General features: G+C 57.9%; 30 protein-coding genes. All 30 read left to right on the forward strand.

Going from position 1 to position 26069, the window contains the following annotated elements; all coding sequences use genetic code 11:
- Window positions 1-55: 55 nt before the first annotated feature.
- The 30 genes from ACQY8Q_RS16405 to fliQ all read left to right on the forward strand — a co-directional run bounded on the left by ACQY8Q_RS16405 (window position 56) and on the right by fliQ (window position 25952).
- A complete protein-coding gene (locus tag ACQY8Q_RS16405; protein WP_428427547.1) occupies window positions 56-835 on the forward strand; it encodes a DUF1217 domain-containing protein in 780 nt (259 codons plus the stop codon).
- 1 nt (window position 836) lies between these two features.
- Entirely contained in the window at window positions 837-1565 is a 729-nt protein-coding gene (flgF, locus tag ACQY8Q_RS16410; RefSeq protein WP_428427548.1) for a flagellar basal-body rod protein FlgF, read from the forward strand.
- 78 nt (window positions 1566-1643) lie between these two features.
- Window positions 1644-3038, forward strand: coding sequence for a flagellar protein export ATPase FliI (gene fliI / locus ACQY8Q_RS16415; protein ID WP_428427549.1), 1395 nt, complete (start codon window positions 1644-1646; stop codon window positions 3036-3038).
- A gap of 3 nt (window positions 3039-3041) precedes the next feature.
- On the forward strand, window positions 3042-3581 hold the full coding sequence (locus ACQY8Q_RS16420; protein ID WP_428427550.1) for a flagellar protein: 540 nt from the start codon (window positions 3042-3044) through the stop codon (window positions 3579-3581).
- A gap of 243 nt (window positions 3582-3824) precedes the next feature.
- A complete protein-coding gene (gene flgB, locus ACQY8Q_RS16425) occupies window positions 3825-4205 on the forward strand; it encodes a flagellar basal body rod protein FlgB (protein WP_428427551.1) in 381 nt (126 codons plus the stop codon).
- A gap of 5 nt (window positions 4206-4210) precedes the next feature.
- Window positions 4211-4630, forward strand: a complete 420-nt coding sequence (flgC, locus tag ACQY8Q_RS16430) for a flagellar basal body rod protein FlgC (RefSeq protein WP_060500199.1) — start codon at window positions 4211-4213, stop codon at window positions 4628-4630.
- Complete coding sequence (locus ACQY8Q_RS16435; protein WP_113245432.1) at window positions 4630-4965, forward strand: flagellar hook-basal body complex protein FliE; 336 nt, start codon at window positions 4630-4632, stop codon at window positions 4963-4965. Before flgC ends, ACQY8Q_RS16435 begins: the two co-directional genes overlap by 1 nt.
- Window positions 4966-4977: 12 nt before the next feature.
- Window positions 4978-5766 (forward strand): flagellar basal-body rod protein FlgG, encoded by a 789-nt coding sequence (gene flgG / locus ACQY8Q_RS16440; protein ID WP_428427552.1) that lies wholly within the window; start codon window positions 4978-4980, stop codon window positions 5764-5766.
- 110 nt (window positions 5767-5876) lie between these two features.
- Window positions 5877-6305 (forward strand): flagellar basal body P-ring formation chaperone FlgA, encoded by a 429-nt coding sequence (gene flgA, locus ACQY8Q_RS16445; RefSeq protein WP_428429802.1) that lies wholly within the window; start codon window positions 5877-5879, stop codon window positions 6303-6305.
- Window positions 6302-7417, forward strand: coding sequence for a flagellar basal body P-ring protein FlgI (locus ACQY8Q_RS16450; RefSeq protein ID WP_113245435.1), 1116 nt, complete (start codon window positions 6302-6304; stop codon window positions 7415-7417). Before flgA ends, ACQY8Q_RS16450 begins: the two co-directional genes overlap by 4 nt.
- Window positions 7417-7959 (forward strand): MotE family protein, encoded by a 543-nt coding sequence (locus tag ACQY8Q_RS16455; RefSeq protein ID WP_428429803.1) that lies wholly within the window; start codon window positions 7417-7419, stop codon window positions 7957-7959. The genes ACQY8Q_RS16450 and ACQY8Q_RS16455 overlap by 1 nt, the downstream gene beginning before the upstream one ends.
- Window positions 7956-8666 carry a flagellar basal body L-ring protein FlgH gene (gene flgH / locus ACQY8Q_RS16460; protein ID WP_428427553.1) on the forward strand — a complete coding sequence of 237 codons (711 nt, stop codon included), beginning with the start codon at window positions 7956-7958 and terminating at the stop codon, window positions 8664-8666. The genes ACQY8Q_RS16455 and flgH overlap by 4 nt, the downstream gene beginning before the upstream one ends.
- Window positions 8667-8764: 98 nt before the next feature.
- Entirely contained in the window at window positions 8765-9310 is a 546-nt protein-coding gene (locus ACQY8Q_RS16465; RefSeq protein ID WP_428427554.1) for a flagellar basal body-associated FliL family protein, read from the forward strand.
- Between the two features lie 7 nt (window positions 9311-9317).
- The gene (fliP, locus tag ACQY8Q_RS16470; RefSeq protein ID WP_428427555.1) at window positions 9318-10055 is read left to right on the forward strand and encodes a flagellar type III secretion system pore protein FliP; all 738 of its coding nucleotides are present in this window, start codon (window positions 9318-9320) and stop codon (window positions 10053-10055) included.
- Between the two features lie 319 nt (window positions 10056-10374).
- Window positions 10375-11337, forward strand: a complete 963-nt coding sequence (locus ACQY8Q_RS16475) for a flagellin (RefSeq protein ID WP_428427556.1) — start codon at window positions 10375-10377, stop codon at window positions 11335-11337.
- A 278-nt stretch (window positions 11338-11615) separates the two neighbouring features.
- Window positions 11616-12578, forward strand: coding sequence for a flagellin (locus tag ACQY8Q_RS16480; RefSeq protein ID WP_428427557.1), 963 nt, complete (start codon window positions 11616-11618; stop codon window positions 12576-12578).
- 330 nt (window positions 12579-12908) lie between these two features.
- Window positions 12909-13874, forward strand: coding sequence for a flagellin (locus tag ACQY8Q_RS16485; RefSeq protein ID WP_428427558.1), 966 nt, complete (start codon window positions 12909-12911; stop codon window positions 13872-13874).
- Between the two features lie 508 nt (window positions 13875-14382).
- Entirely contained in the window at window positions 14383-15039 is a 657-nt protein-coding gene (locus ACQY8Q_RS16490) for a hypothetical protein (RefSeq protein WP_428427559.1), read from the forward strand.
- On the forward strand, window positions 15036-16226 hold the full coding sequence (locus tag ACQY8Q_RS16495; RefSeq protein WP_428427560.1) for a flagellar motor protein MotB: 1191 nt from the start codon (window positions 15036-15038) through the stop codon (window positions 16224-16226). Before ACQY8Q_RS16490 ends, ACQY8Q_RS16495 begins: the two co-directional genes overlap by 4 nt.
- A 5-nt stretch (window positions 16227-16231) precedes the next feature.
- On the forward strand, window positions 16232-17545 hold the full coding sequence (motC, locus tag ACQY8Q_RS16500; protein WP_428427561.1) for a chemotaxis protein MotC: 1314 nt from the start codon (window positions 16232-16234) through the stop codon (window positions 17543-17545).
- Window positions 17542-19122, forward strand: coding sequence for a flagellar hook-length control protein FliK (locus tag ACQY8Q_RS16505; protein ID WP_428427562.1), 1581 nt, complete (start codon window positions 17542-17544; stop codon window positions 19120-19122). Before motC ends, ACQY8Q_RS16505 begins: the two co-directional genes overlap by 4 nt.
- Window positions 19073-19624, forward strand: coding sequence for a transglycosylase SLT domain-containing protein (locus ACQY8Q_RS16510; RefSeq protein ID WP_428427563.1), 552 nt, complete (start codon window positions 19073-19075; stop codon window positions 19622-19624). The genes ACQY8Q_RS16505 and ACQY8Q_RS16510 overlap by 50 nt, the downstream gene beginning before the upstream one ends.
- Window positions 19625-19904: 280 nt before the next feature.
- A complete protein-coding gene (gene rem / locus ACQY8Q_RS16515; RefSeq protein ID WP_060636008.1) occupies window positions 19905-20576 on the forward strand; it encodes a transcriptional activator Rem in 672 nt (223 codons plus the stop codon).
- Window positions 20577-20677: 101 nt separating this feature from the next.
- Entirely contained in the window at window positions 20678-21907 is a 1230-nt protein-coding gene (locus ACQY8Q_RS16520; RefSeq protein ID WP_428427564.1) for a flagellar hook protein FlgE, read from the forward strand.
- Window positions 21908-21929: 22 nt separating this feature from the next.
- Window positions 21930-23372, forward strand: a complete 1443-nt coding sequence (gene flgK, locus ACQY8Q_RS16525) for a flagellar hook-associated protein FlgK (RefSeq protein ID WP_428427565.1) — start codon at window positions 21930-21932, stop codon at window positions 23370-23372.
- Between the two features lie 4 nt (window positions 23373-23376).
- Window positions 23377-24450, forward strand: a complete 1074-nt coding sequence (locus ACQY8Q_RS16530) for a flagellar hook-associated family protein (RefSeq protein ID WP_428427566.1) — start codon at window positions 23377-23379, stop codon at window positions 24448-24450.
- Between the two features lie 37 nt (window positions 24451-24487).
- Window positions 24488-24835: a flagellar biosynthesis regulator FlaF gene (flaF, locus tag ACQY8Q_RS16535; protein ID WP_428427567.1), complete on the forward strand. Its 348-nt coding sequence runs from the start codon at window positions 24488-24490 to the stop codon at window positions 24833-24835.
- Entirely contained in the window at window positions 24832-25281 is a 450-nt protein-coding gene (gene flbT / locus ACQY8Q_RS16540; RefSeq protein ID WP_428427568.1) for a flagellar biosynthesis repressor FlbT, read from the forward strand. The genes flaF and flbT overlap by 4 nt, the downstream gene beginning before the upstream one ends.
- Window positions 25272-25679 carry a flagellar hook assembly protein FlgD gene (gene flgD, locus ACQY8Q_RS16545; RefSeq protein WP_428427569.1) on the forward strand — a complete coding sequence of 136 codons (408 nt, stop codon included), beginning with the start codon at window positions 25272-25274 and terminating at the stop codon, window positions 25677-25679. The genes flbT and flgD overlap by 10 nt, the downstream gene beginning before the upstream one ends.
- Window positions 25680-25685: 6 nt before the next feature.
- On the forward strand, window positions 25686-25952 hold the full coding sequence (gene fliQ / locus ACQY8Q_RS16550) for a flagellar biosynthesis protein FliQ (RefSeq protein WP_113247896.1): 267 nt from the start codon (window positions 25686-25688) through the stop codon (window positions 25950-25952).
- The last annotated feature ends 117 nt before the right edge of the window (window positions 25953-26069 follow it).

A 26069-nucleotide genomic window follows, 5' to 3' on the forward strand; every position in this document is an offset into this window, starting at 1 on the left:
TTCCGTTCAATCGGCGCGCGATGCGTCATTTCTAATGGATGAACGGGGAAACGTCGTGACGACGACTTACACCAGCTACCAGATGATAGCAGGCAATCTCAGCAAGTCGCTGGAGCGGGTGTCCGAACAGCCGGATGTGGCGCGCGAAACCGAATATTACCTCGCCAATATCGGCAACGTCAAAACGGTCGACGACTTCTTTGCCGATACGCGGCTTTATAATTACGCGATCAAGGCCCACGGCCTCGAGGACATGGGCTATGCCAAGGCGTTCATGCGCAAGGTTTTGACCGAGGGCATCGACAAGGACGATGCGTTTGCCAAGCAGCTGACCGACAGCCGCTATTCGAGCCTGGTGGAATCGTTGAATTTTGCCCGCAACGGCACGGCGGCAACGTCGTTCGACAAGGCCCAGAAGGGCGTTGCCGATAAGTATATGCGCCAGACGCTGGAGCAGACGGCAGGCGAGGACAATGCCGGCGTCCGCCTGGCGCTGTATTTCGAGCGCACGGCGCCGACCATCACCAACGCTTTCGGATTGCTGGCCGACGATGCCTTGGCACAGGTCACCCGCACTCTGCTGCAAATGCCGGACGAGTTTGCCGCTGCCGATATCGACAAGCAGGCGGCGGCGATCGAAAAAGTGATCGACATCAAAGACTTTAAAGATCCGGCCAAGCTGTCGAAACTGCTCGAACGGTTTACCGCTCTTTGGGAACTCAACAATTCTTCGGATCCTTATGATCCGCTCGCCGTGTTCGGCTCATCCAGCGGCTATGGCATTTCTTCCGATCTCCTCCTTTCCATCAACACACTGAAACTCGGGGGACGCTGAAATGCAGACCGGTCTCTATGTCGCCGTCTCCTCACAGATGGCGCTTGAAAAACGCATGAACACGCTGGCTGACAATGTCGCCAATTCCAGCACCGTCGGCTTTCGCGCGACGGAGGTGAAGTTCAATCAGATACTCGGTGACACGCGGCCGACAAAGGTCTCGTTCGTTTCCGAGGGCAAGGAATTTCTCAACACCAACAATGGCGGTTTGACCCAGACCGGCAACCAGCTGGATTTCGCCATCAAGGGCGATGCCTGGTTCCAGATCGAGACGCCAGGCGGCGGCCAGGCGCTGACGCGTGACGGCCGCTTTACCATGACGGAAACGGGCGATTTGGTCACGCTGCGTGGGTACCCGGTTCTCGACGCTGGTGGTGCGCCGATCCAGCTCAATTCGCAAGCCAGTGAAATCAAGGTCGGAGCCGATGGCTCTATCCACCAGGATGGGACGCAGGTTGCCGCACTTGGGCTCTACGAAGCTAATTTCGCCAACGGTTTTTCACGCCACGATAACAGCGCTGTCATCCCCAACTCCGCTCCGGAACCGGTCGTCGATCGTTTCGATGTCGGCGTGATGCAGGGGTATGTCGAGGAATCCAACGTCAATCCGGTTCAGGAAATGTCGCAGCTGATCATGGTGTCGCGCGCCTTCGAGAACATTTCGGCTCTGATGCGCGATAGCGAAACGTCGTTGGGTGAAGCGATCAAGACGCTCGGCGGCAGCAAATAGCACTTTTGATTTTCGACAGGACTAAAGCCACGCCCCCGGTGTTTTTTCCGGCATTGCGGGCAGACGGCAGGAACCGGCATGCAGAACGACAAACTTCAGATCAGCAACTCATCGACGTCGCTTGCAGCACTCGGGGGCCTCGTCGGGCGCTATTCCAATCCGGAATTCTCGATAGCACCCGGTGGTCACGTCCAGTCGATTTCGGCAGGATACTATACCGTGACCGGTCTTTCCCGGCATGTCCGTCTTGGCGATTTTGTGGCGCATAAAAGTGCGACTGGCGTTCACCTTGGCGAAGTCGTCAAGGTCGAGCAGGAAATCGTGGTGGTCTGCCCGATCGAACCGGGTGATCCGATCGGCATTCATGACACCGTCATCCGCAAAGGTGCCTTCCGCATTGCACCGACGGAAAGCTGGTGCGGCCGCACGATCAATTCGCTGGGCGAACCCATCGATGGACGCGGCCCCCTGCTGCAGGGCGATATCCGCCGGCCGATCTCCAACACGGCACCACCGTCGATGACCCGCAAACGGGTCGAACACGGATTCCGCACCGGTGTGCGGGCGATCGATATCTTTTCTCCGCTCTGCCTTGGTCAGCGTCTCGGCGTCTTCGCCGGCTCCGGCGTCGGCAAGTCGACATTGCTGTCGATGCTGGCGCGTGCCGATGCCTTCGACAAGGTTGTCATCGCGCTGGTTGGCGAACGTGGCCGTGAAGTGCGCGAATTCATTGAGGATACGCTCGGCGAAAACCTGTCCAAGTCGGTTGCCGTGGTGGCGACCAGCGATGAAAGCCCGATGCTGCGCAAGATGGCGCCGCTGACGGCCGTGACCATTGCCGAGCACTACCGCGACCAGGGCGACAACGTGCTTCTGATCGTCGATAGCGTCACCCGTTTCGCCCATGCCATCCGTGAAGTCGCCACCGCATCGGGCGAGCCGCCGATCGCGCGCGGCTATCCGGCCTCCGTCTTTACCGAACTGCCACGTCTTCTGGAGCGCGCAGGTCCAGGTGCCGAAGGGGCAGGGACGATCACCGCGATCATCTCCATCCTCGTCGATGGTGACAATCACAACGATCCGATCGCCGACTCGACGCGTGGTATTCTCGACGGCCATATCGTCATGGACCGTAGCCTTGCCGAAGAAGGCCGCTATCCGCCGGTCAATCCGCTGGCTTCCGTCTCGCGTCTGGCCCGAAAAGCCTGGACGCCGGATCAGGAGAAGCTTGTCGGGCGCCTGAAATCGCTGATCCACCGGTTCGAGGAAACCCGCGATCTTCGCCTGATCGGCGGTTACCGGCCGGGCAGCGATCCGGATCTGGACATGGCGATCAAGCAGGTTCCCGTCATCTACGAGATTTTGAAACAGACACCCGGCGAACGCCCGGCCTTCGATGCGTTCACCGACCTGGCCAATGCGCTGAAGGCGGCAGCCAACGCTGGTCAGGCCGGAAACATACGGAGGGGATAAGCCATGATCGATTACGATGCCGATGAAATCGTGCCGCAGCGCAAGCGTAGCGAACGCACGCCGCTGATCGACAAGGCGTTGGGCGTGACGGGCGTTGCGCTCGCCGCAGCTGCCACATTCTTTCCCTGGTATGCCTTCCTGCATCAGGACAAATTCTCGATGCCGACGCTTTGGCAGGGCAATACGCGCGACATGCCTGGCCGCGAAGGGCCCGGCGGTTCCGCATCTCCAACGGCCATGATGGAGCGCGATGCGGCGACGCAGTCGGCCATCGACCAGCTGACGACCGCCACGGTCCCGAATTCCGAGGGCGCCAGAAAGCCCGGCGTTCAGGATGATCTGGAACAGCCGTTTCCCGCCGCCGGCGGCTTCAAGCTGATGCATGTCGCCAACGGCCGTGCGCTGATCGAAGACAGCAGCGGCATGTATATCGTCCGGATCGGCTCCGCACTTCCCGACAACAGCCGGCTTGCGACACTGGAGCAGCGCGACGGGCGCTGGGTGATGATCACCTCCAAGGGCGACATCTATCAGGCTGACTGATCCGGCGGTCTTAGACCGTCGGGCATAATCCGTGTTTTTCGGACTTCCGGCCGGAAATGGGCAAACCCGTCCTCACGGATGGCTCCGCTGCACCCAGCTTTTCCGGCCGCGCAGGCCAATGGCATTGCTCAAAAGCATCACTTCGCAATGGCCGCATCTGCTGGGTTTCCGATACGCCATCCACTTCAGTCCCACGCAAGATTGCTTGCCTAGGTTCTCCAGCAACAAGCATGGAGTCGCATGATGCAACCTATACAGCTTTTCGATCTCGCGTCCCGGCAGGCGCAATGGCTGGCAGTTCGCCAGAACGTCGTCGCCGGGAACATCGCCAACGCCAACACGCCGCATTACGCAGCCAAGGACGTCAAGCCGTTCGAAAGCGTGATGCAGCAAACCGGCTTCCAGATGGCGTCGACCAACCCAGCGCACTTTACCGATGGCAGCAGTGCCGCGCAGGTGACGGAAACCAGCATACTGGACGGCGTCGAGGTCCAGCAGTCGGGCAACAGCGTCCGGCTGGAAAAGGAATTGATGAAGACCGGTGAAATCAAGCGCGACTACGAGCTCAATGCCGGGCTGGTAAAGGCGTTTCACCGGATGATGCTCATGACGGTACGGAAATAACGGCCATGGATCCTCTGGTTTCAGCTCTCAAGGTTTCGGCCTCCGGTCTCGAAGCGGAATCGACGCGCCTGCGCATCGTTTCGGAAAATATTGCCAACGCACGCTCCAGTGGCGATGCGCCGGGAACCGACCCCTATCGCCGTAAGACGGTCAGCTTCGCAGCGGAAATCGACCGCGCCAGCGGCGCATCGACGGTCGAGGTTCAGCGGCTTGGAACGGACGATTCCGACTTCTCTGTCGAGTTCGATCCGGGCAATCCGGCGGCCGACGACAAGGGCATGGTCAAGATGCCGAATGTCAACGTGCTGATCGAGATGGCCGACATGCGGGAAGCAAACCGCTCCTACGAGGCCAATCTCCAGACCACGAAGCAGGCACGTGACCTGATCTCCGCAACAATCGACCTTCTCAGGGCATCGCAATAATGATCGACGCAATCAAAACAATCAGCGCGGCAATTTCGACCGTCAAGGATGTCAGCTCCACCTCATCCGCATCGTCGGCCCAGAGCATTCTCGGTGGCGCAGCCACGGCCGGAAAGTCGCAGAGCTTTGCCGAAGTCATGGGCAACATGGCAACGGAAATGACCAACGGCCTGAGACAGTCGGAAGTCAACTCGATCCAGGGTATTCGCGGCGAAGCCAATACCCGCGAAGTCATCGATTCCGTCATGAATGCCGAGCAGTCGCTGCAAACCGCCATCGCCATCCGGGACAAGGTCGTCAGTGCCTATCTCGAAATCGCACGCATGCCGATCTAAAGGAAAAATGTAATGAAGGCTCTTTCGATCGCCGCGACAGGCATGAACGCCCAGCAGCTGAACCTGGAAGTGATCGCGAACAATATCGCGAACATCAATACCACCGGCTACAAGCGCGCGCGGGCGGAGTTCTCCGATCTTCTCTACCAGACGGAACGCGCCCAGGGCGTACCGAACCGCGCCAATCAGGCGATCGTTCCTGAAGGTGCCCTCATCGGTCTCGGCGTTCAGACCTCCGCTGTCCGTAACCTGCATCTGCAAGGTAGCCTGATCAGCACCGGCAACAATCTGGATATGGCGCTGGTTGGGCGCGGCTGGTTCCAGATCGAGACGCCGGATGGCGAGACGGCCTATACGCGGGCCGGTGCCTTCAACACCAATGCCGATGGCCAGCTCGTGACCATCGATGGTTATACGGTCGTGCCTGAGATCACCGTGCCGGCGAATGCCAGCGAGATCACCGTCAGCACGTCGGGAGAAGTCTCGGTCCGTGTCGGCAATGACACGATCCCGACCGTTCTTGGCCAGCTGACGATTGCAAACTTTGTCAACGAGGCAGGCCTTGAGCCGCAGGGCGACAACCTTTTCAAGCAGACGCCAGCGTCGGGCGAAGCCGTGCTCGGCACACCGGCCGATCCGGGCTACGCACAGATCAAGCAGAAATACCTTGAAGCGTCGAACGTCGATCCGGTCAAGGAAATCACCGATCTGATCTCTGCCCAGCGCGCCTATGAAATGAACTCCAAGATCATCCAGGCCGCCGACGAAATGGCTGCGACGGTCAGCAAGAACCTGAGATAAAAGAGGGATAGGCAAACATGACGTTTCGCCGGACTGCCAATGTGCCGCTCGTGAACGCTGCCACTATCCGCGGGGGTTTCCTTCTGCGGGCGCTGGCCGTCACAGGCGTGATGTGCGCTGGACTGCTGTCCTCGCACCCTGCTCTGGCTGAAAAGCGCATGGCGGTTATTCCGACCCAGACAATCTATCCGGGCGAAGTCATCGATGCTCATCGTCTGGAAGAGGTTGAGGTGACCAATCCAGCTTTGACGGGTGACTATGCCATCTCTACCGAACAGGTGACCGGCAAGGTGACCAGCCGGACCCTGCTTCAGGGACGCGTCATTCTCGTCTCGGCCTTGCGCGAACCCTATACGGTCGAGCGCGGCAAAGCGGTTCGCATCGTCTTTACCAACGGACCTCTGACGATCACAGCCGGCGGCGCGCCGCTGGAGAATGCCGCAGTCGGCGATCTGATCCGGGTGCGCAACACCGATTCCGGCATCATTGTCTCCGGAACGGTGATGGATGACGGTACAATTCACGTGGTGGCAAAATGATTTTTCGTTTCGGCAAATGGTGCCTGGCAATCGCTGCTGTTCTTTCGATGACGATCGCGCCGGCGCAGGCAGCGTCGCGCATCAAGGACATCGCTTCACTGCAGTCGGGCCGCGAAAATCAGCTGATCGGTTATGGTCTGGTGGTCGGGCTTCAGGGCACCGGCGATAGCCTGCGCTCTGCCCCGTTTACCGCGCAATCGCTGCGCGCCATGCTGCAGAACCTCGGCATTTCAACGCAGGACAACGAATCCCGATCGAAGAACATTGCAGCGGTTCTGGTGACCGCCAACCTGCCGCCTTTCGCCAGCCCCGGCAGCCGTATCGACGTGACTGTCGGGTCGCTTGGCGATTCCACTTCGCTTCGTGGCGGCACGCTGGTCATGACCTCGCTTTCCGGCGCCGACGGTCAGATCTATGCGGTCGCGCAGGGATCGGTCGTCGTCACCGGTTTCAGTGCGCAGGGTGACGCGGCCTCCATAACGCAGGGGATCACCACATCCGGCCGCGTTCCGAACGGTGCTATCATCGAGCGTGAACTGCCGGCCAAGTTCAAGGATGGGTTCAATCTCGTTCTGCAATTGAGAAACCCGGACTTTTCGACTGCGGTCGGCATGGCTGCGGCCATCAACCGCTATGGCAAGGCCCAGTTCGGCGGCAGTATTGCCGAGGCTCGTGATTCCCAGGCCGTTGTCATCGACAAGCCGAAGATGGCCGATCTTTCCCGCCTGATGGCCGATATCGAAAACCTCGTCGTCGAGACCGACGTGCCTGCGCGCGTTGTCATCAACGAGCGAACCGGCACTATTGTCATCGGCCAGGATGTGCGGATCAATCAGGTCGCTGTCAGCTATGGCACATTGACGGTTCAGGTCACCGAAACGCCGACCGTCGTGCAGCCGGAACCGTTTTCGCGCGGCCGTACCGAAATTGAGCCGAATACGACAATCCAGGCGTCCGAAGAGGGCGGTACGGTTGCGATCCTCAATGGTTCCAACCTGCGCTCGCTTGTCGCCGGCCTCAATAGTATCGGGGTGAAACCTGACGGTATCATTTCCATTCTCCAGGGCATCAAGACAGCCGGTGCCCTCCAGGCGGAGCTCGTCTTGCAATGATGACACATCGTCTTTCCAGCGCTTCCAACGGCCTGCGCCGCCGTCTGATGTTGATCGCCACCGGCTGCACCATGCTGGCCATACCCGGCGCTTTTGCACAGGAGGTTGCCGCACCGGCTGCGGGCATTCCGGCCAATGGCAACGAAATCCAGCAGTTCTGCACCAATATTGCCGATGCGGCGCGCGACCAGCGTTATCTGCTGCAGAAGAAAGACCTAGAGAAGCTGCAGTTCGACATTGACGAACGCATCGCAACGCTCGAGAAGCGCCGCTCCGAATACGAGGACTGGCTGAAGCGCCGTAATGATTTTCTCAAGCAGGCCCAGATCGGCCTGGTCGGAATCTATAAGACGATGAAGGCGGATGCGGCGGCGGCCAAGCTGGAGCTCGTCAATCCCGGTGTCGCAGCGGCGATCCTGATGCAGCTGCCGCCGCGCCAGTCGAGCCTGATTCTTAGTGAAATGAGCAATGAGAAGGCAGCGGTCGTCACCAATGTCATCTCCAGCGCCACAGACCCGGACACATCGAAGGAACCGTCATGAGATATCCGATTTCGGTTCTTCTCGCCGCCAGCCTGCTATCGGGATGCCAGAACCAGGCCCTAAGCGAGATCGGCAGGGCTCCATCCATGAGTCCGATCGGCAGCGGGCTGCAATATGCCCAGACCCCGCAGATGGCGATGTATCCGAAGGAGCCGCGCCAGGTCATGAACGGCTATTCGCTCTGGAGCGACAATCAGTCGGCCCTGTTCAAGGATGCCCGCGCACTCAAGGTCGGCGATATCCTGACTGTCGATATCCGTATCGACGACAAGGCATCGTTCGACAACAAGACGGATCGCAGCCGTACCAATGGCAGTGGTTTCAAAATCGGAGCCAACGGCAAATCCCAGACGAGCGACTTTGGCTGGAATGGTGGGCTCGACTATGGTTCGAATACCAAGTCCAAGGGCGAGGGCACGACGGAGCGCTCCGAAAAGCTTGTCCTGCTCGTTGCAGCCGTCGTCACCGGTGTGCTTGAAAACGGCAACCTGCTGATCAGCGGATCCCAGGAAGTCCGGGTCAACCATGAAATCCGCATTCTCAATGTCGCTGGTATCGTCAGGCCTTACGACGTCGATGCGAAGAACATGATCTCCTACGAAAAGATCGCCGAAGCACGCATCTCCTACGGCGGTCGCGGCCGGTTGACGGAAGTCCAGCAGCCGCCATGGGGGCAGCAGATCATGGACATCGTTTCGCCAATCTAACGACTGACAGCGCTGCGAATTAGAAGTGCTAAAGCGACCTTTGCGCGTCGTGAATGACGCGCGGCGCTGTAGCGGCCCACTCTTGATGGATTTTGAAGATGGAAGATGCCGATCTCGCCAATGGTGGCCCGAAGAAATCATCGCCGGTCGTCATGATCGCGGCGCTTGCGGTCCTGACATTGATCGCAGGCGGTGGCGGCTGGCTGGTTGGTGGCATGCTCGCGCCCAAACCACTCAGTACCGAGGAGGCCAAGATCGTCGAGGACGCCAAGGCCGCAGTCGCTTTGAAAAATGCCGGCCAGAAACCCGAGGGCGAAGCCGGCAAGAAGGACGAGGGGTTGCCAAAAGTCGCGACCGAAGCCAACGGCGTCGTGCAGCTTGATGCAATCACCACCAACCTCGCCTATCCCACTGAAAACTGGATCCGGCTTGAAGTTGCCCTGCTTTTCAAGGGCGCGCCCGATGTGGCGATGGCAGAACAAATCCATCAGGATATCGCTGCCTACCTCAAAACGGTGTCATTGCAACAGATCCAGGGACCACGCGGATTTCAGTATCTCAAGGATGACATCGAGGAACGGGTTGACCTGCGCTCCGAAGGGCGCGTAACCAATGTCATCTTCAGGACATTTGTTATTCAATGATTCGCTCATGATCCGGACTATCACATTCATAGCCGCCATGCTGGCGATGTCGGGTATCGCGGGAGCGCAAGGCTTTCCCGCCGATATACTCAACACGCCTATCGACGGCTCGGTCGCTTCCTGGATCATCCGCACATTCGGCCTTCTGACCGTCCTGTCGGTCGCCCCCGGCATTCTCATCATGGTGACGAGCTTTCCGCGCTTCGTTATCGCTTTCGCGATCCTGCGAACCGGTATGGGGCTCGCCACGACGCCGTCCAATATGATCATGGTCAGCCTTGCGCTGTTCATGACCTTTTACGTCATGGCGCCGACCTTCGATCGTGCTTGGCAGAACGGCGTCAATCCGCTCCTGCAGAACCAGATCAACGAAACGGAGGCGATGACGCGCATTGCCGAACCATTCCGGGAGTTCATGCTCGCGAATACCCGCGACAAGGATTTACAGCTGTTCATCGACATCGCGAAGGAAAAGGGCCAGACCGTCGTCGTCGGCGACAGGGTCGATCTGCGTGCTGTCGTGCCAGCCTTCATGATTTCCGAAATCAGGCGCGGCTTCGAGATCGGCTTCCTGATCATGCTGCCGTTCCTGGTAATCGACCTGATCGTCGCCACCATTACCATGGCAATGGGCATGATGATGCTGCCGCCCACATCCATTTCGCTGCCGTTCAAGATCCTCTTCTTCGTTCTCATCGACGGCTGGAACCTCCTGGTCGGCAGTCTGGTGCGATCCTTCAACTGATCCCACCATCGTGGTTAACGTTCCGTCTCTTTTCGAGGCGACGCTGTCTCGGAAAAAAATCCACAACTAATTGAATTTAAATAATAATTCGTGAGTCGCCGCGATTTCGGCCGCCTGTGCGGGCGGGCTCTGACGCGTGCCTGTTTGCAGGGCATTTAAACATATCGAAATGTTTGCCTGCGACATTACCCTCACATAACGGATTTGGACTTCCTGACGAACAGGAGCCGAGTGGCATGATGCCGAGCCGTTATCACCGGTAAGTATTTAGTCCGGTATGTCCCCAATCTTGTATTTTGTATCTAGAGGGACAACCCTAATGACAAGCATCCTGACAAACTCTTCTGCAATGACAGCGCTCGCAACTCTGCGCTCCATCAGCTCGGACATGGAAACGACCCAGGGTCGTATTTCTTCCGGTCTCAAGGTTGGTAGCGCATCCGACAACGCTGCTTACTGGTCGATCGCCACGACCATGAAGTCGGACAACAAGGCTCTCTCCACGGTTCAGGACGCTCTCGGTCTCGGCGCTGCCAAGACAGACACTGCCTATACCGGTTTGAACGCAGCCATCGACGTCGTTTCCGAAATCAAGGCCAAGCTGGTTGCCGCTCGCGAACCGGGTGTTGACAAGCTGAAGATCGACAAGGAACTGACGGAACTCAAGAACCAGCTGGTTTCGACAGCGCAGTCGGCTTCCTTCTCCGGTGAAAACTGGCTCTATAACGATACGGCGACTGCGGTCGGCACCAAGGAGATGGTCGGTTCGTTCACACGTGACGCTTCTGGCAACGTTGCGGTCGGCGTCCTGAAATTCGACGCCGCCACCTCTGTTCTGATCGACACCAAGACTGCCTCGAACGGCCAGCTGACCAAGGACGTCACTGTCACCCAGCCGAGCGGTGCAACGACGACCACTGCCACCTACCGCTTGATCGCCACGGCTGGCTCGAGCGGCGCGACGGGTACGCAAATCGCACTGACGGCGTCGACCAGCGATGACAGCATCGAAGGCATGATCAGTGCCGTCGACAAGATGCTGACGAACCTCACGGACTCGGCTGCAACACTCGGTGCGACCAACAAGCGCATCTCGATGCAGGACGACTTCATGGCCGACCTGATGGACGTGATCGACAAGGGTGTCGGCCGCCTCGTCGATGCCGACATGAACGAAGAGTCGACCCGCCTCAAGGCTCTGCAGACACAGCAGCAGCTCGGCATCCAGGCTCTCTCGATCGCCAACTCGGACTCGCAGAACATCCTGTCGCTGTTCCGTTAATCGAAAAAAACGGCGCGGGGCGGCCATCCCCCCCAACGGCCAGTTCCGCGACCTATCGAAAACCGCATCTCGCAAGAGGTGCGGTTTTTTCTTTGCCGGGCGAAAAAAGTTTTCTGCCTTTAGGTTTTCTTTAACCATGTTGGTGTTTTCTATGGCCATCGAAACAGCGGGTTAACCAAGAAAATTAACGCGTTAACAGGCATGAAGCTGGCCGCTGTTTCCCGGTACTGACCGGAATGTCCCTTCCATTTCACCTGTTCAAAAGGGGCAGTAATACCATGACAAGCATTCTCACCAATTCGGCTGCAATGGCAGCACTCTCGACCCTGCGTTCGATCAATTCCGGCATGGAAACGACGCAAGGCCGCGTCTCCTCGGGCCTGCGCGTCGAAACCGCCGCGGATAACGCCGCTTACTGGTCGATCGCCACGACCATGAAGTCGGACAACAAGGCTCTCTCCACGGTTCAGGACGCTCTCGGTCTCGGCGCTGCCAAGACAGACACTGCCTATACCGGTTTGAACGCAGCCATCGACGTCGTTTCCGAAATCAAGGCCAAGCTGGTTGCTTCCCGCGAACCGGGTGTTGACAAGCTGAAGATCGATAAGGAACTGACTGAACTCAAGAACCAGCTGGTTTCGACAGCGCAGTCCGCTTCCTTCTCCGGCGAAAACTGGCTCTACAACGACTCGGCCACTGCCCTTGGCACCAAGGAGATGGTCGGTTCGTTCACACGTGACTCTTCCGGCAACGTTGCGGTCGGCGTCCTGAAATTCGACGCCGCCACCTCTGTTCTGATCGACACCAAGACTGCCTCGAACGGCCAGCTGACCAAGGATATCACTGTCACCCAGCCGAGCGGTGCAACGACGACCACTGCCACCTACCGCTTGATCGCCACGGCTGGCTCGAGCGGCGCGACGGGTACGCAAATCGCACTGACGGCGTCGACCAGCGATGACAGCATCGAAGGCATGATCAGTGCCGTCGACAAGATGCTGACGAACCTCACGGACGCTGCTGCAACACTCGGTGCGACCAACAAGCGCATCTCGATGCAGGACGACTTCATGGCCGACCTGATGGACGTGATCGACAAGGGTGTCGGCCGCCTCGTCGATGCCGACATGAACGAAGAGTCGACCCGCCTCAAGGCTCTGCAGACACAGCAGCAGCTCGGCATCCAGGCTCTCTCGATCGCCAACTCCAACTCGGAAAACATCCTCTCGCTCTTCCGCTAATCGGAACAGGCAAGACGATAGCGCCGGCGGGTCAAATTCATCATCGATCCGCCGGATATTCCACAAGCCGCGTCCCGTAAAGGGCGCGGCTTTTTCGTGTTTGGCGATGCCGCCGTTAACGAACCAGCAATTGAGATTTATTTTCGTTCATTTTGATTACCGACTTGCTAACGCGCTTAATGATTTGTTAACCATATGATTGTTAAGTGTTCGTTAAGAGCGATAGGCTGTCCTTGGGCTAAACATAGGGCAGTTTGCATGACGCTGGTCCCGTCGCTACCGGTTATCGATCCGGAATGTTCCGTTTAATTTCGAACTGGGGCAATGACCATGACCAGCATTTTGACCAATTCCGCCGCTATGGCGGCTCTCCAGACATTGCGTTCGATCAATTCGAACATGGAAGAAGTGCAGAACCGCATTTCGTCCGGCTACCGCGTCGAAACCGCAGCCGACAACGCTGCGTACTGGTCGATTGCGACCACCATGCGTTCGGACAACGCGGCTCTCTCGACCGTTCAGGACGCGCTCGGGCTGGGCGCGGCGAAGGTAGACACATCCTACGCCGGTATGAGCTCGGCCATCGACGTCGTATCCGAGATCAAGGCCAAACTGGTCGCCGCGCGCGAACCGGGTGTGGACAAAACCAAGATCAACAAGGAACTGACCGAACTCAAGAACCAGTTGGCATCCGCAGCCGAATCCGCTTCGTTTTCGGGGGAAAACTGGCTGTACAATGACAGCACGACGCCGGCGGGTACCAAGTCCATCGTGGCGTCCTTCAACCGGTCGACCAACGGCACCGTGTCGGTATCGACATTGGACTACAACACGGCCGCGTCGATCCTGATCGATACCAAGAATGCCTCGCTCGGCCAATTGACCAAGGGCGTTACGGTCACCCAGCCGAATGGCACGACGACCGCGACCGCAACCTATAAGCTGCTTGCGTTTACCGGCGGTACTGCGGCTGCAGGTACCCTCATCCAACTGACGGCCAGCACCAGCTATGATGATATCGAAGGCATGATCAAAGCCGTCGATGCTATTTTCAGCAACCTGACCGATTCTGCCTCGACACTGGGTGCCATCACCAGCCGTATCGACATGCAGGAAAACTTCGTCGCCAATCTGATGGATGTGATTGACAAGGGCGTCGGCCGCCTGGTGGACGCTGACATGAACGAGGAATCGACCCGGTTGAAGGCGCTGCAGACGCAGCAGCAGCTTGGTATCCAGGCGCTGTCGATCGCCAATACCAATTCCGAAAATATCCTGCGCCTGTTCCAGCAGTAAGCGTACACGCGCCGGACCGGCGGGCATGAAACCGGTTCTGGCATCCTTGTCGCCGCCCTCCCATTAATCGGGGCTGCGAACTCTTTTCCGCCAAGCCGCGGTCATCGGCAGGTGGAAACGGTTGGACCGCGCTCATTGCCCAAGCGCGGTCCAACACCTCTTACTGGTCTCCCCAGCAGAAGACTTCCCACCGGGACCGGATATATCTGTGACCTACATTTTCGCACAAGTTTGACCGGATAGTCTCCAACCGCAGCCATCCTCATCCGGGTTGCCAGCCGACATGATTGTCGTGCTGCCGTTGTATGCTGCCTGCAAGCCGGTTCCCGGCATCGGGCTGGTACGGATTGAAAATGTTCGGGCCGTGCGGCACTCCCGCTCCGCAAGGTCCTGAAGGAGACATTCCGGAAGTGTCACAGTCGTATGTTTTCAGGCTTGTTAGCCCAATGCCGCCCGCAACCGAACGGGCGGCCGGCTTGACCGTGGCCCGGTTGAGGGGAGGCCGCCGATGAGCGCGTCCATTTCCCGCTATCTTAAGGATTTCAGTGCGCCGGAGGTCGATCTGTCTCTGGTTCCACCACGGTATTTTCCGGACCTGGACGACGATTTTCCGGCCAACGGTGGTTTTGCGATGAAGCCGCAGGCCCAACCTCAAATCGATATCGACGCCGCGCGCCGCGATGCGTTCGCTCAAGGACGCCGTGAAGCGGAAAGTGAACAGCTTGCACTTCACGAAACCGAAATCAGCGCATTGAACGCGCGCCACGCAGCTGAACTTGAAGCCATGCGCGTGCGCTGCGAAAACGAAATTTCCGCGATGATCTACGATCGATTTTCGGATATGGGCTCGCAGCTTGTGACCATGCTTTCGGATCAGACCGCACGGGTACTCGCACCGGTCATGGACGGCGTGCTGTTACAGAAATCCATCGCCGATCTCGCCCGGATGATTACCCTGTCGATCGGCTCCGGCGAAGGCGCCAAGATTGTCGTTAAGGGCCCGATAGCGTTGTTCGAGGCGCTGAAACGGCATCTTAATGATGAAACTCTCATCTTCCGCCATCAGGAATCCGGCGACATCGATCTTTCGGTCGAGTTCGGCGATTCCATTCTGGTGACGCGCATGGCCGCCTGGGCCGATACCGTTGGCAAGGTGCTGGCATGAGCGAGAATGACGGCCACCACCACGGCAAGAACGAAATCATCATCATCAAACGTCACAGTGGCGGTCACGATGGACATCATGGTGGCGCCTGGAAGATTGCCTATGCCGACTTCATGACGGCGATGATGGCATTCTTTCTCGTCATGTGGCTGATCAATGCGGCCAATCCGCAGACCAAGGCAGCGCTCGCCTCCTATTTCAACCCCGTGCAGCTCACCGATGCCAAGCCGTCCGAAAAGGGCGTCAAGCAGCCGGCAAAAGATGCCAAGGGTGAAGAGGACCAGATGAAGTCGAAGGTCGACGGCAACGAGACCAAGACCGGCGGATCGGCGAAAAACGGCGACGACATGACCGCGACGTCAGGCGAGGAAACCCAGTATTCCGACGCCGACTTCTTCGAGAACCCCTATTCGGTCATGTCCGAAATCGTCAATGAAGTCGGCCGCAACGCCAATATCAGTGCCAAGGGCGATGGCGGCGCATCGACGTCCGGACCTGCGACCGGCGCTGATGGCGGCGAAGCTTATCGCGATCCGTTCGATCCGGACTTCTGGACGAAGCAGGTCGAGTTGCAGAACGCGGAAAAGGGCGGCGACAGCCTCGAAGCCAAGGCTGGCAACGGCCCGGTGGACGAGACGAAGGCCAAGACCGAGGCCGGCAAGGACCAGGCCGAAACCGCGATGCAGAAGCCTGCCGATACCACTACACCGGCCAAATCCGGCGAGGATGCCGCCAAGGCCCTGAAGGCCGAGATCGAAAAGGAAATCGGCGGCTCTGCCGGTAAACTCGCCGAAGGATTGCTGGTCACACCAACCGAGGGCGGCCTTCTGGTGACGATCAGCGAGCAGGGGGATACGCCGATGTTCGGGCTCGGCTCGGCCGTACCTGAAAAGGATATGGTGATTGCCATGGAAAAAATCGGCAAGCTTCTCTCGGCCCGCAGCGGTGCGATCGCTATTCGCGGCCATACGGACGGGCGGCCTTTCAAGAAGGGCGCATATGACAATTGGCGGCTGTCGTCCGATCGCGCCCAGAGCGCCTATTACATGCTTATTCGTGGCGGTCTCGCCGAAAGCCGCGTCAGCCAGATCAGCGGCTTCGCCGACAAGCGTCTCCAGGATACGAAGGACCCATTGGCTCCGGCCAACCGGCGCATCGAAATCCTGCTGCAGACCAACCAGGGCTGACGGTGATGTTGAAGGCGATCCGTACCCTCCTTCTCTGTGCATGTGCGGCCGGGGCAATCCCGGCGACGGCAGCGTATGCGCAAGGGCCGGAAGATCTGCCGCCCTACAAATTGCTGCGTTCGCTACAGGCTATCCAGGACGGCATCGTGCTTGGCGACCATTCGGCTGCCGAAATGCAGCGTTTCATGCTGGCGGCGATCGACAAGCGGCTGCGGGAATCCGATACCGCCGTCTTTGATGACCCGCGCAATGTCGATGCTGCGTTCATCTATGCGATGAGCGGCGGCAACCCGGAGACCCTGTCCTATCTCGCCAATCAGGATATCGAAGGCAATTTCGATACTCGTGTCGTCGACGCGCTCAGCCATTATCTGGCCGGCAAGGGTGGGTTGATGGTGGAAAATCTGGCGAAGGCCGTTCCGGAATACCGGAATTCCAGGGTCGGACCTTATCTTTATCTGGTCCTCGGCAATGCGACGGCTCAGCAGAGCCCGGCGAAATCGATAGCATATTACGATTGGGCGCGGCTGACGGCGCCGGGAACCAACATCGAGGAAGCCGCCCTGCGCCGATCGATATCGCTAGCGACCCGTGGCGCCATGCCGGAGAAGGGCTTTGCCTATTCGCTCTCCTATGCCCGGCGCTTCCTGACGTCTCCTTATGCCAGTCAGTTTGCCGATGTTTTCGTCGAATTGGCCGTGGTCAATTACAGCGAGAGAACGGAACCAAAGATCCAGGAAATTCTCGGCTTCATGGACAAGCCACGGCAGCGGGAGGTCTATTTGCGCATTGCCCGCCGCGCTGCGATCGGCGGCATGCAGGAGCTGGCAACGCTGGCGTCAGCGCGGGCTCAGGATCTTTCCGACGTTGCGGATGCAGGTCCCAAAGCTTTGGCCAGCCTCTACTCCGGCCTGGTCGGTATTCCTTCCAAAGGTATTCTGGAAGCGGTCAAGGATATCAGCGCCATTCCGGAAGCCGAGCTATCGCCCCGCGACCGCGCGTTGCGCCAGGCGGCGACCGTCGTCGCGGAGGAGGTGCTGCGTGCGCCCAATCCGGAAAGCCTGACACAAGCAACTGTTTCTAATGTCAAATCCGACGTGACTATGGAGGAAGGCGCAGCTGCCTCCGGCAGCGGTGAAAGCCCATTTGCAACCCCGGCATCGGACGCGGCTTTGAAGGCGGCGCAACCCAGCGCGGTGCCGCAGGCGGCCTCATCCGGACAAGGCCCGGCTGACCCGGTTCTCGATGCGTTTCTGAGCACAGGCCGCTCGAAGCTCGATGAGATCGATTCTCTCCTGAAGGGGGAAAACCAACAATGACATTCGTAGACGACAACCTCTTGGGAGCAAATCCCGTAAGGTCAGGCAAATCAGGCGCCAAATCGGCGGGCAAGTCGCATGATATGGACGCCGCCAATCAGAAGTCGGCATTCGAAAATGCCTTTGCCGATGCCGGCAAAAAGAAGCAGCCAGTGGTCTCGATCACTGGAAAACCGGCTGTTGAGAACAGTGTCATACCGAGCCTCAAACCCTCTGCGGCCGAGGTTCTTACCGCATCATCCAAGGAGAGCGATATCGGTCCCTTGGTTCCGGACACCGAAGCGAACGATCTCTCGCCCCTGCAGGATGGTGCCAAGGAAAACGACAGCTTCATGAAACCTTCACTCAGTTCCTCCTCCACCGCAGACCCTCACGTCACGGGCAAGTCAATATCATTGCAAGGTTCGCAGGCCGCTACAAAAGGCGACCATTTGGAAAAATTCTCGCTGATGCAGGCCAACCTCGCCGGGGTCGGTGAAGATACGGGCAAAACCGTCGATGGGCCTACCGGCGAGAAAATTGCCGAACTGATAAAGAATACCCAGGCAAGCGCCGCCAAGAGTGGCGACAAAACCGGAAAGCCTGATGACGCGTCGGCGGCTAAGCCGCAGGACGAAGCGGTGGGTGTAGCAGCTGGTGATGTCAGTCAATTATTGAGCCTTCTGGATGCAACACAGAAACCGGTTGCGGCAAGCCAGCCCACCGGAGCAGAAACGACCCCGGGCATGTCCGAGTTCCAGGCGCTTGCCGAGCGGGCTGGCAAGGCGAAGCCCGGTGCGAAGGATACGGCGAGGACCGAAGGGCAGGCGGCTGGCGATGCAAACGCGGTCAAGAATGCCACCAAGGCCGGAACTGATGCTGGAGCTGACCAGGTGTTCCGTTTCGCCCGCGCCGATGGCAAGGGCCAGGCGGTATCCATGAGCGTGGCTTCGGATGGAGACAAGGCTGTCGCCAAGAACGAGGCGTCCGCAGCCACAGCCACAGCCAAGGCCGAAACCGTTACCGTGGTAGAGGCGCGTCGTTATCTCGGCTTGGCGCCTTCCAGCAATGCGGCGGCCGTGACCAGTCAGATCGCCAGCAATCCGGAATGGGCGCGTGCGCTTCAACCGGGCACCGCCGGAGATCAGGCACCGTTGACACAGGCATCTACCGGCAAGGTTCTCAATACCTTGAAGATACAGATGCACCCGATCGATCTCGGCATGGTCACGGCGACGCTGCGGCTCAAGGACGACGAGCTGCAGGTCGAAATCAAGGTAGAGACCGGCGATGCCTTCCGGCAGCTGAGCGATGACCAGAGCGCCATGGTCAAGGCCTTGCGTGCGCAGGGCTTTGCCGTTGATCAGGTCAACATCGTCTTCAATGCTTCCGACTCCTCCGGCAACAACAACGCGCAGCAGCAGGCACAGGCTCAGACAGGCCAGCAGGGCCGCGAGGCGGCCGGAGACGGCGCCAGGGGGCAGCGCAATGAAAATGGCGGTCAGAACCAGGGCCGCGAAAGGTGGACGGGCAATGAAGGTACGGGCGATGCGTCTTCTGGGGCTGAGCTTAATCGCGCTGGTGATGTCTACATGTAATGCGCAGGCAAGCGCCGGCGTGTGCGAAAGCGAGATCACGGCGGCGGCGGCAAAGTATCAGATACCAGCCGGTATCCTCTATTCCGTCGGTCTGACGGAGACCGGCCGGAAAGGATCGCTTCAGCCGTTTGCGATGAATATCGAGGGCAAGGCTTACTTTGAGAACAGCGCCGGTGAGGTTTTGCAACGTTTTGCTGCGGCGCGGGCGCAGGGTGCCAAGCTGATCGATCTCGGTTGCATGCAGATCAATTACTATTTCCATGGCGAGAATTTCAGCTCGCCGGACGAGATGCTCGACCCGCGAAAGAATGTCGAATATGCGGCCCAGTTTCTCTCCAAGCTTCACGCTCGGCATGAAACCTGGACGATGGCCGTGGCCCGCTATCATGCCGGACCGAACAATGATCCGGCGCAAAAGAAATATGTCTGCCGGGTCATCGCCAATCTGGTGGCGACGGGCTATGGAAAATGGACGGCAAACGCCTCGAATTTCTGTCAATAACTCAACCGTAAGATGAATTATAGGGTGCTTTTATTGCCTCGAACGATTGCGTCAAGATTGAGTTAGAAAAATGACCACAAGCGATTTCTTAATATGCCGTTAACGTTTCCACATGAAATTTAGTGCCATATCTGGATGGGCCCACTACATCTAGTTCAAATCGGCACACAAATCTTAATCTACTATTAATTTCAGCCACTAACATTCCATAGTTGTTCATGAATCCCTCGATTCGTACCTCTTAACCATAGATGCGCGATACTGATTCGGAGGCGGACGAATGATCGTAGTGGTTGATGAGCGTGAGCTCGTGAAAGACGGATATACTTCACTGTTCGGACGCGAGGGCGTGCCCTCCCAGGGGTTCGATCCCAGCGAGTTCGGCGATTGGGTTTCAAAGGCGGCCGATAGCGATATCGACGCTGTCGAGGCGTTCCTGATCGGCCAGGGCGAAAAGGCGATGAGCCTTCCCCGCGCCATCCGGGACCGTTCGACGGCCCCGGTCATTGCCATCAGCGACAGCCCGTCACTCGAAACGACACTGGCGTTTTTCGACTGTGGCGTCGATGACGTTGTGCGCAAGCCGGTTCACCCCCGCGAAATCCTGGCGCGGGCGGCAGCGATCCGCCGCCGCCTGAAGGCTTTGGTGAATTTTACCGACATCGGCCCGATCCGGGTGTTCTCGGACGGCCGGGATCCGGAAGTCCAGGGCGAAGTTTTCGCCTTGCCGCGCCGCGAGCGCCGCATTCTTGAATACCTGGTCTCTAATCGCGGACGCCGTGTCTCCAAGTCTCAGATTTTCAACGCGATTTACGGCATTTTCGATGAGGACGTCGAAGAAAACGTCGTTGAAAGCCATATTAGCAAGCTTCGCAAGAAGCTGCGCAAGCGGCTCGGTTTCGACCCGATCGATTCCAAGCGTTTCCTTGGCTATTGCATCGACTGGAGCTGATCGACGATGGGGGTCGCATGTACGGCATCCGGCACCCCAAGACAGGTTCACGCAAGGCCCACCCCATAGTCTCTTCATAACGACGAAAACGAGGATCGGACATGAGTCTTTACGGAATGATGAGAACCGGTGGTTCCGGCATGAATGCTCAGGCAAACCGCCTGGGCACGGTCGCTGAAAACATCGCCAACTCCAGCACCACTGGCTACAAGCGGGCATCGACGGAATTCGCCTCGCTGATCCTGCCGACGAGCAATGGCTCGTACAATTCAGGCGGTGTCGAAACCAAGGTGCGTTACAGCATTTCGGAACAAGGCCCGACGACCTACACCACGAACAAAACCGATATGGCCATCAGTGGCGGCGGTTTCTTCATCGTTTCAGGCGCCGACGGCTCTAATTTTCTCACCCGCGCTGGCGCTTTCACGCCGGACGGCGATGGTAACTTGGTCAACGCGGCCGGTTACAGCTTGATGGGTTATGAGTATCAGGAGGGTGTTGACCCGACGGTTGTCGTCAACGGCTTTGACGGTTTGACGAAAGTCAATCTTGCTTCTGACGGTCTGGTGGCAAAAGGCTCCACCAAAGGCAGCATGGGTGCAACACTTAACTCGGCTGATCCCGTCGGCAAAGAATCCACGACGTCGCTCAGCGTTTTCGATAGCCAAGGCAATTCGCGGCTCCTCGACTTCGTCTACGAAAAGACCGGGCCGAATGCCTGGATGGTTGAGGTTCGTGACCGCACCACCTACGGCGCCGGCCCACCGGTTGTGGGGCTCCTCGGGACGCAGACACTGAATTTCGACGCCAGTGGAAATTTGACACCTGCTACGGCCTCGGTCACCACGACTGCGAAAAATGGGCTTCCTGGCACTGGCGCTAATCTTAGCGCTCTAACGATCGATCTCAGCAATACCAAGCAACTGGGCGCCGCCTTCCAGGGCGATGGTGGAAAGATCGACGGCAGTGCGCCGAGCAAGGTCAAAGGCTATCAGATTGACAAGGCCGGTGTCGTGTACGTTGAGTACGCGAATGGCACGCTCGACCCGCGCTACCGCGTGGCTCTTGCCAGCGTTCAGAGCCCTGACAATCTGGTTCCGCAATCAGGCAATGTCTATTCGCAGGGCGTGGATTCGGGTGTCATCATCACCGGGTTCGCCGGCTCCGGCGATTTCGGCAGCATCCAGTCCGGAGCCCTTGAAGGCTCCAACGTCGATATCGCCAACGAACTGACGGCGATGATCGAGTCCCAGCGTAGCTACACGGCAAACTCGAAGGTCTTCCAGACAGGTGCAGACCTGTTGGACGTTCTTGTGAACCTGAAGCGATAATTGAAAAGGTACGGTCTGCGTCATGTCGTTGTCATCAGCCATCAACACCGCACAGACGATATTCAACAACACGGCGGCTCAAACGGCGCTCGTTTCGAAGAATATCCAGAATGTGAACAATGCGGATTACTCGCGCCGCATGGCAATGTTGGGCACGAGTGGCAACGGCGCGCAGATCGTATCCATTCAGCGCGCCCAGAACGACGCGCTGATGAAGCAGCACTCCATCAGCATTTCCCAAGCTTCTGCCCAAGACGCACTTCTGACAGGCTTGGAAGCTGTAAAGGCGGCGCTGGGCGGCAATGGGTACGAAACCTCGCCGTCGAACTATCTCAAATCGTTCCGCGACAGCCTGCAAACCTTGGCGGCTGCCCCCGGCAATACATCCATCGCGGCGACAACTGTGTCGAGCGCCTCGGATCTCGCCAAGTCGTTGAGCAAGACGTCCGCCTCCGTCCAGGCCGTTCGCTACGATGCCGATAAGGAAATAGATTCTTCGGTTAAAAAGTTGAACAAGCTGCTAGCCGAATTCGAAACGGCTAACAACGCAGTACAGGGCGCGACAGCCAGCGGCACGGACGGAAGCGATGCGCTTGACCAGCGCGACACGCTGCTTCGCCAAATTTCCGAGATCGTCGGTATCTCGACGGTCACACGCGCCAACAATGATACGGTCATCTTTACGTCCGATGGCACGGTCCTGTTTGAAAACAGCCCACGAGCGGTGACGTTTCAGGCAACGCCCGGTTTCGGCGCGACCACGACCGGCAACGCGATCTACGTCGATGGTGTGGCGCTAAAGGCCGGCAAAGGTGCCGATACGTCCGGTGAAGGCAAGCTTTCCAGCCTGCTTCAACTGCGCGACGAAACAGCACCAAAGTTTCAGTCGCAGCTCGATGAAATCGCACGCGGCTTGGTGTCGCTCTTTCAGGAAAATACGACACCCGCAACCACGCCTAAACCCGGATTGTTCACCTGGGCAGGCGGCACAGTTCCGGCGCCCGGTGTGACTGTGCCCGGGATGGCAGCATCTCTGACAATCAATCCGTTGGCGACAAGCAATCCGACGCTGGTCCGCGATGGTGGTTTTAATGGCCCGACCTATAAGTCGAATACGGCGGGAAGTTCGGGCTACACAGCACTTCTGGATAAATTTGTTACATCGCTCAGCACGGACATACCGTTCGATCCGGCAACAGGGCTCGACGGTTCAAGCAGTATCCTGGATTTTTCGGCTTCCTCGATCGGCTGGCTGGAGGACCTGCGAAAGACTGCATCGACCGCCAATGACAACAAGTCAGCGATGCTGTCGCGCACGCAAGATGCTTTGAGCAACGCCACGGGCGTCAGTCTCGATGAGGAGTTGTCACAATTGCTCGACCTCGAGCAGTCTTATAAGGCATCGGCAAAATTGGTCAGTACGGTGGATGCCATGATGGCAGCCCTTCTGCAAGCTGTAGGATAAAATCATGAAAACGTCTTTCGTTTCCAACCTGGCCGTTCAAAATGCCTTGCGTCTGACCATTCAAAGAGGTCAGTCGGAAATGATAAAGCTGAATAATGAAGTAACGAGCGGGGTTCACTCAGATTATGGTCTGGCGCTTGGAGGCTCGACGTCGCGATCAGTCAATATTTCCTCTCAGATTGATCGGCTGGCGACGCTGAAAAGCACCAACTCCATCGTCACTCAAAGGCTTTCCGGTTCTCAGGAAGCGTTGAAGACAACGCTGGATGCTGCCCAGAAGTCGCTGTCGTCGTTGATGGCTTTCCGGGACAGCAAAACCGATAACCTTTTGAAAATCGCGCAGGACCAGAACACGGCCGCGATGGCGACCTACACATCGGCCGCCAATACGTCCCTGAATGGGGAATATCTGTTTTCGGGTATCAATACCGATGTCAAGCCTATCACTGGCTATACGGATACGTCAGCAGCTAAGGCATCCTACGATGCGGCTTTGACGACGTTTATCGGCGCGCAGCCGGTTCAGGTGCCGCCGCTGACGTCGGTCAGCCAGTTCACCAAGGCACAGATGACCGATTTCATCGAAAACACCTTGGAGCCGATGTACGCTGACCCTTCCGTCGCCGGGTCGAAATGGACGGATTGGTCGAGCGCATCCAGCCAGAACATGACGAGCCGCATCAGCGTCAACGAAGTCATTCAAAGTTCGACAAACACCAACACGGAGGGTTCCCGGAAATTTGCTCTTGCAAGTGTGATTTCCAAGGAGCTTCTCAGCGCCGATTTGAGCGATGAGGTTCGCGGCACGGTCACCGACAAAACCATCCTATACATGGGTGAATCCATTACCGGACTGATCAGTATGCAGAGCAATCTCGGCCTGTCGGAGGAGCGCGTCAAGAAAGCCAATACGTCGCTCGAGGCGCAAACCAAGATCGTCAAGGCACACCAGCTGGACCTAGAGGGGATTGATCCCATTCAGGCAGGATCCATGCTGAAGTCTTTGGAGCTCCAATTGCAGACCTCCTACACGCTGACATCGCGGCTTCAGCAGTTGAGTTTGATTAATTTCCTCTGATGCGGTGAGGACCAGGACAAACATGAAGGATGTCTGAATGTATCAGTTTTCATACGCCGAGATCATGGAGGATGGCGTTGCCGACTCCAAGGATCGCGAACGGCAGGTGCTCGATCGATCCATTGCGCTGCTCGCAGCTGCAAAGCGGCAGAAGGGCTACTCTCGGGAGGCGATCGAGGCGATCTACTACACACGGCGGGTCTGGATCCGGTTCATCGAGGATCTTCGCGCTTCAGACAATCAGCTGAACGACGAACTGCGCGCCAATCTCATTTCCATAGCCATCTGGATTCTCGGTGAGACAGAGAAGATCCGCAAACGCGAATCCTCGAACTTCCAGGGCATTATCGATATCACAACCATCATCAGGGATGGACTCAAATGAAAAGCACACTGCGTATTTCGCTCAAGTCTGGCGAACGGATTTTTGTCAACGGGGCAGTGCTGCGTGTCGACCGTAAGGTCGCCGTCGAATTCCTGAATGACGTGACATTCCTGCTTGAGAACCATGTTCTGCAGCCGGAAGACGCGACCACCCCGCTGAAGCAGCTCTATTTCATCGCTCAGATGATCCTGATCAATCCGGAAGGCGCCGAGCAATCGACGAACATGTTCCGCAAGTCGGTCGTCATGCTTCTGAATTGCTTCAAGAACGACGAGATCGTTTCCGAGCTGAAGAAAGTCGACGGAATGGTGACGCAGGGCCGCGCCTTCGACGCCTTGAAGGCCATCCGCGGTCTTTATGCCCTCGAAGACAAGATCCTGAACAACCAGGAAATCACCCCTGCAACGATCGAACAGATTCGCAAGGAGATCGCACCATGGCGGTAAGTGGCGTTAATAACAGTTACGTGCCCACAGCGTCAGGCGTTGATTCTGGTGGGGACAAGGCCAAGGCAAACCTGAACTATGACAGCTTCCTGAAGCTGCTCGTGGCCCAGATGAAGAACCAGGATCCGACCCAGCCGATGGATTCGACCCAGCAGATCGCCCAGCTGGCGACCTTCTCGCAGGTCGAGCAGACGATCAAGACCAACACCAATCTGGAAAGCCTGCTGCAGCGCACGTCACTCAGCGAAGCCAATGCCGTGATCGGCAAGACGGTGACCAGTGCCGACGGCAAGACAACTGGTGTCGTCAAGGAAGTGAAGCTATACTCGGATGGAATCATCGCGGTGCTCGATAACAAGGCAGAACTGGTTATCGGACCCGGCGTTACCATAAAGTGATAGATCATGAATGAGGCGGATGCCCTCGATATCGTGCAGGCGGCGATCTGGACAGTGGTCGTCGCTTCGGGGCCAGCCGTCGTCGCCGCCATGGTTGTCGGCGTTGTCATCGCTTTCATCCAGGCGCTGACCCAGGTTCAGGAAATGACCCTGACCTTCGTTCCGAAAATCCTTGCCGTGCTTATCACTATCGCGCTTTCCGCCTCGTTTGTCGGCGCGCAGATCTCCATTTTCACCGATGTTGTCTTTTCCCGCATTCAAACCGGCTTCTGACTTTCCGGCGAAATTGACATGGGCGCGCAGAGAAAAGCGCGCCGCCCTCTTCCTTTCGACATCGATGCCACCTTCGCGCAAGTTTGGTGCGTTAGGCCTGCTGCTTAGTATGGGCAG

Source organism: Pararhizobium sp. (assembly GCF_965279435.1).
GTDB lineage: Bacteria > Pseudomonadota > Alphaproteobacteria > Rhizobiales > Rhizobiaceae > Pararhizobium.

Bases quoted from the DNA above. Each gene is read 5' to 3' on its own strand.
- flgF (WP_428427548.1), top strand. From the start codon at position 837: ATGCAGACCGGTCTCTATGTCGCCGTCTCCTCACAGATGGCGCTTGAA.
- fliI (WP_428427549.1), top strand. From the start codon at position 1,644: ATGCAGAACGACAAACTTCAGATCAGCAACTCATCGACGTCGCTTGCA.
- ACQY8Q_RS16420 (WP_428427550.1), top strand. From the start codon at position 3,042: ATGATCGATTACGATGCCGATGAAATCGTGCCGCAGCGCAAGCGTAGC.
- flgB (WP_428427551.1), top strand. From the start codon at position 3,825: ATGCAACCTATACAGCTTTTCGATCTCGCGTCCCGGCAGGCGCAATGG.
- flgC (WP_060500199.1), top strand. From the start codon at position 4,211: ATGGATCCTCTGGTTTCAGCTCTCAAGGTTTCGGCCTCCGGTCTCGAA.
- ACQY8Q_RS16435 (WP_113245432.1), top strand. From the start codon at position 4,630: ATGATCGACGCAATCAAAACAATCAGCGCGGCAATTTCGACCGTCAAG.
- flgG (WP_428427552.1), top strand. From the start codon at position 4,978: ATGAAGGCTCTTTCGATCGCCGCGACAGGCATGAACGCCCAGCAGCTG.
- flgA (WP_428429802.1), top strand. From the start codon at position 5,877: ATGTGCGCTGGACTGCTGTCCTCGCACCCTGCTCTGGCTGAAAAGCGC.
- ACQY8Q_RS16450 (WP_113245435.1), top strand. From the start codon at position 6,302: ATGATTTTTCGTTTCGGCAAATGGTGCCTGGCAATCGCTGCTGTTCTT.
- ACQY8Q_RS16455 (WP_428429803.1), top strand. From the start codon at position 7,417: ATGACACATCGTCTTTCCAGCGCTTCCAACGGCCTGCGCCGCCGTCTG.
- flgH (WP_428427553.1), top strand. From the start codon at position 7,956: ATGAGATATCCGATTTCGGTTCTTCTCGCCGCCAGCCTGCTATCGGGA.
- ACQY8Q_RS16465 (WP_428427554.1), top strand. From the start codon at position 8,765: ATGGAAGATGCCGATCTCGCCAATGGTGGCCCGAAGAAATCATCGCCG.
- fliP (WP_428427555.1), top strand. From the start codon at position 9,318: ATGATCCGGACTATCACATTCATAGCCGCCATGCTGGCGATGTCGGGT.
- ACQY8Q_RS16475 (WP_428427556.1), top strand. From the start codon at position 10,375: ATGACAAGCATCCTGACAAACTCTTCTGCAATGACAGCGCTCGCAACT.
- ACQY8Q_RS16480 (WP_428427557.1), top strand. From the start codon at position 11,616: ATGACAAGCATTCTCACCAATTCGGCTGCAATGGCAGCACTCTCGACC.
- ACQY8Q_RS16485 (WP_428427558.1), top strand. From the start codon at position 12,909: ATGACCAGCATTTTGACCAATTCCGCCGCTATGGCGGCTCTCCAGACA.
- ACQY8Q_RS16490 (WP_428427559.1), top strand. From the start codon at position 14,383: ATGAGCGCGTCCATTTCCCGCTATCTTAAGGATTTCAGTGCGCCGGAG.
- ACQY8Q_RS16495 (WP_428427560.1), top strand. From the start codon at position 15,036: ATGAGCGAGAATGACGGCCACCACCACGGCAAGAACGAAATCATCATC.
- motC (WP_428427561.1), top strand. From the start codon at position 16,232: ATGTTGAAGGCGATCCGTACCCTCCTTCTCTGTGCATGTGCGGCCGGG.
- ACQY8Q_RS16505 (WP_428427562.1), top strand. From the start codon at position 17,542: ATGACATTCGTAGACGACAACCTCTTGGGAGCAAATCCCGTAAGGTCA.
- ACQY8Q_RS16510 (WP_428427563.1), top strand. From the start codon at position 19,073: ATGCGTCTTCTGGGGCTGAGCTTAATCGCGCTGGTGATGTCTACATGT.
- rem (WP_060636008.1), top strand. From the start codon at position 19,905: ATGATCGTAGTGGTTGATGAGCGTGAGCTCGTGAAAGACGGATATACT.
- ACQY8Q_RS16520 (WP_428427564.1), top strand. From the start codon at position 20,678: ATGAGTCTTTACGGAATGATGAGAACCGGTGGTTCCGGCATGAATGCT.
- flgK (WP_428427565.1), top strand. From the start codon at position 21,930: ATGTCGTTGTCATCAGCCATCAACACCGCACAGACGATATTCAACAAC.
- ACQY8Q_RS16530 (WP_428427566.1), top strand. From the start codon at position 23,377: ATGAAAACGTCTTTCGTTTCCAACCTGGCCGTTCAAAATGCCTTGCGT.
- flaF (WP_428427567.1), top strand. From the start codon at position 24,488: ATGTATCAGTTTTCATACGCCGAGATCATGGAGGATGGCGTTGCCGAC.
- flbT (WP_428427568.1), top strand. From the start codon at position 24,832: ATGAAAAGCACACTGCGTATTTCGCTCAAGTCTGGCGAACGGATTTTT.
- flgD (WP_428427569.1), top strand. From the start codon at position 25,272: ATGGCGGTAAGTGGCGTTAATAACAGTTACGTGCCCACAGCGTCAGGC.
- fliQ (WP_113247896.1), top strand. From the start codon at position 25,686: ATGAATGAGGCGGATGCCCTCGATATCGTGCAGGCGGCGATCTGGACA.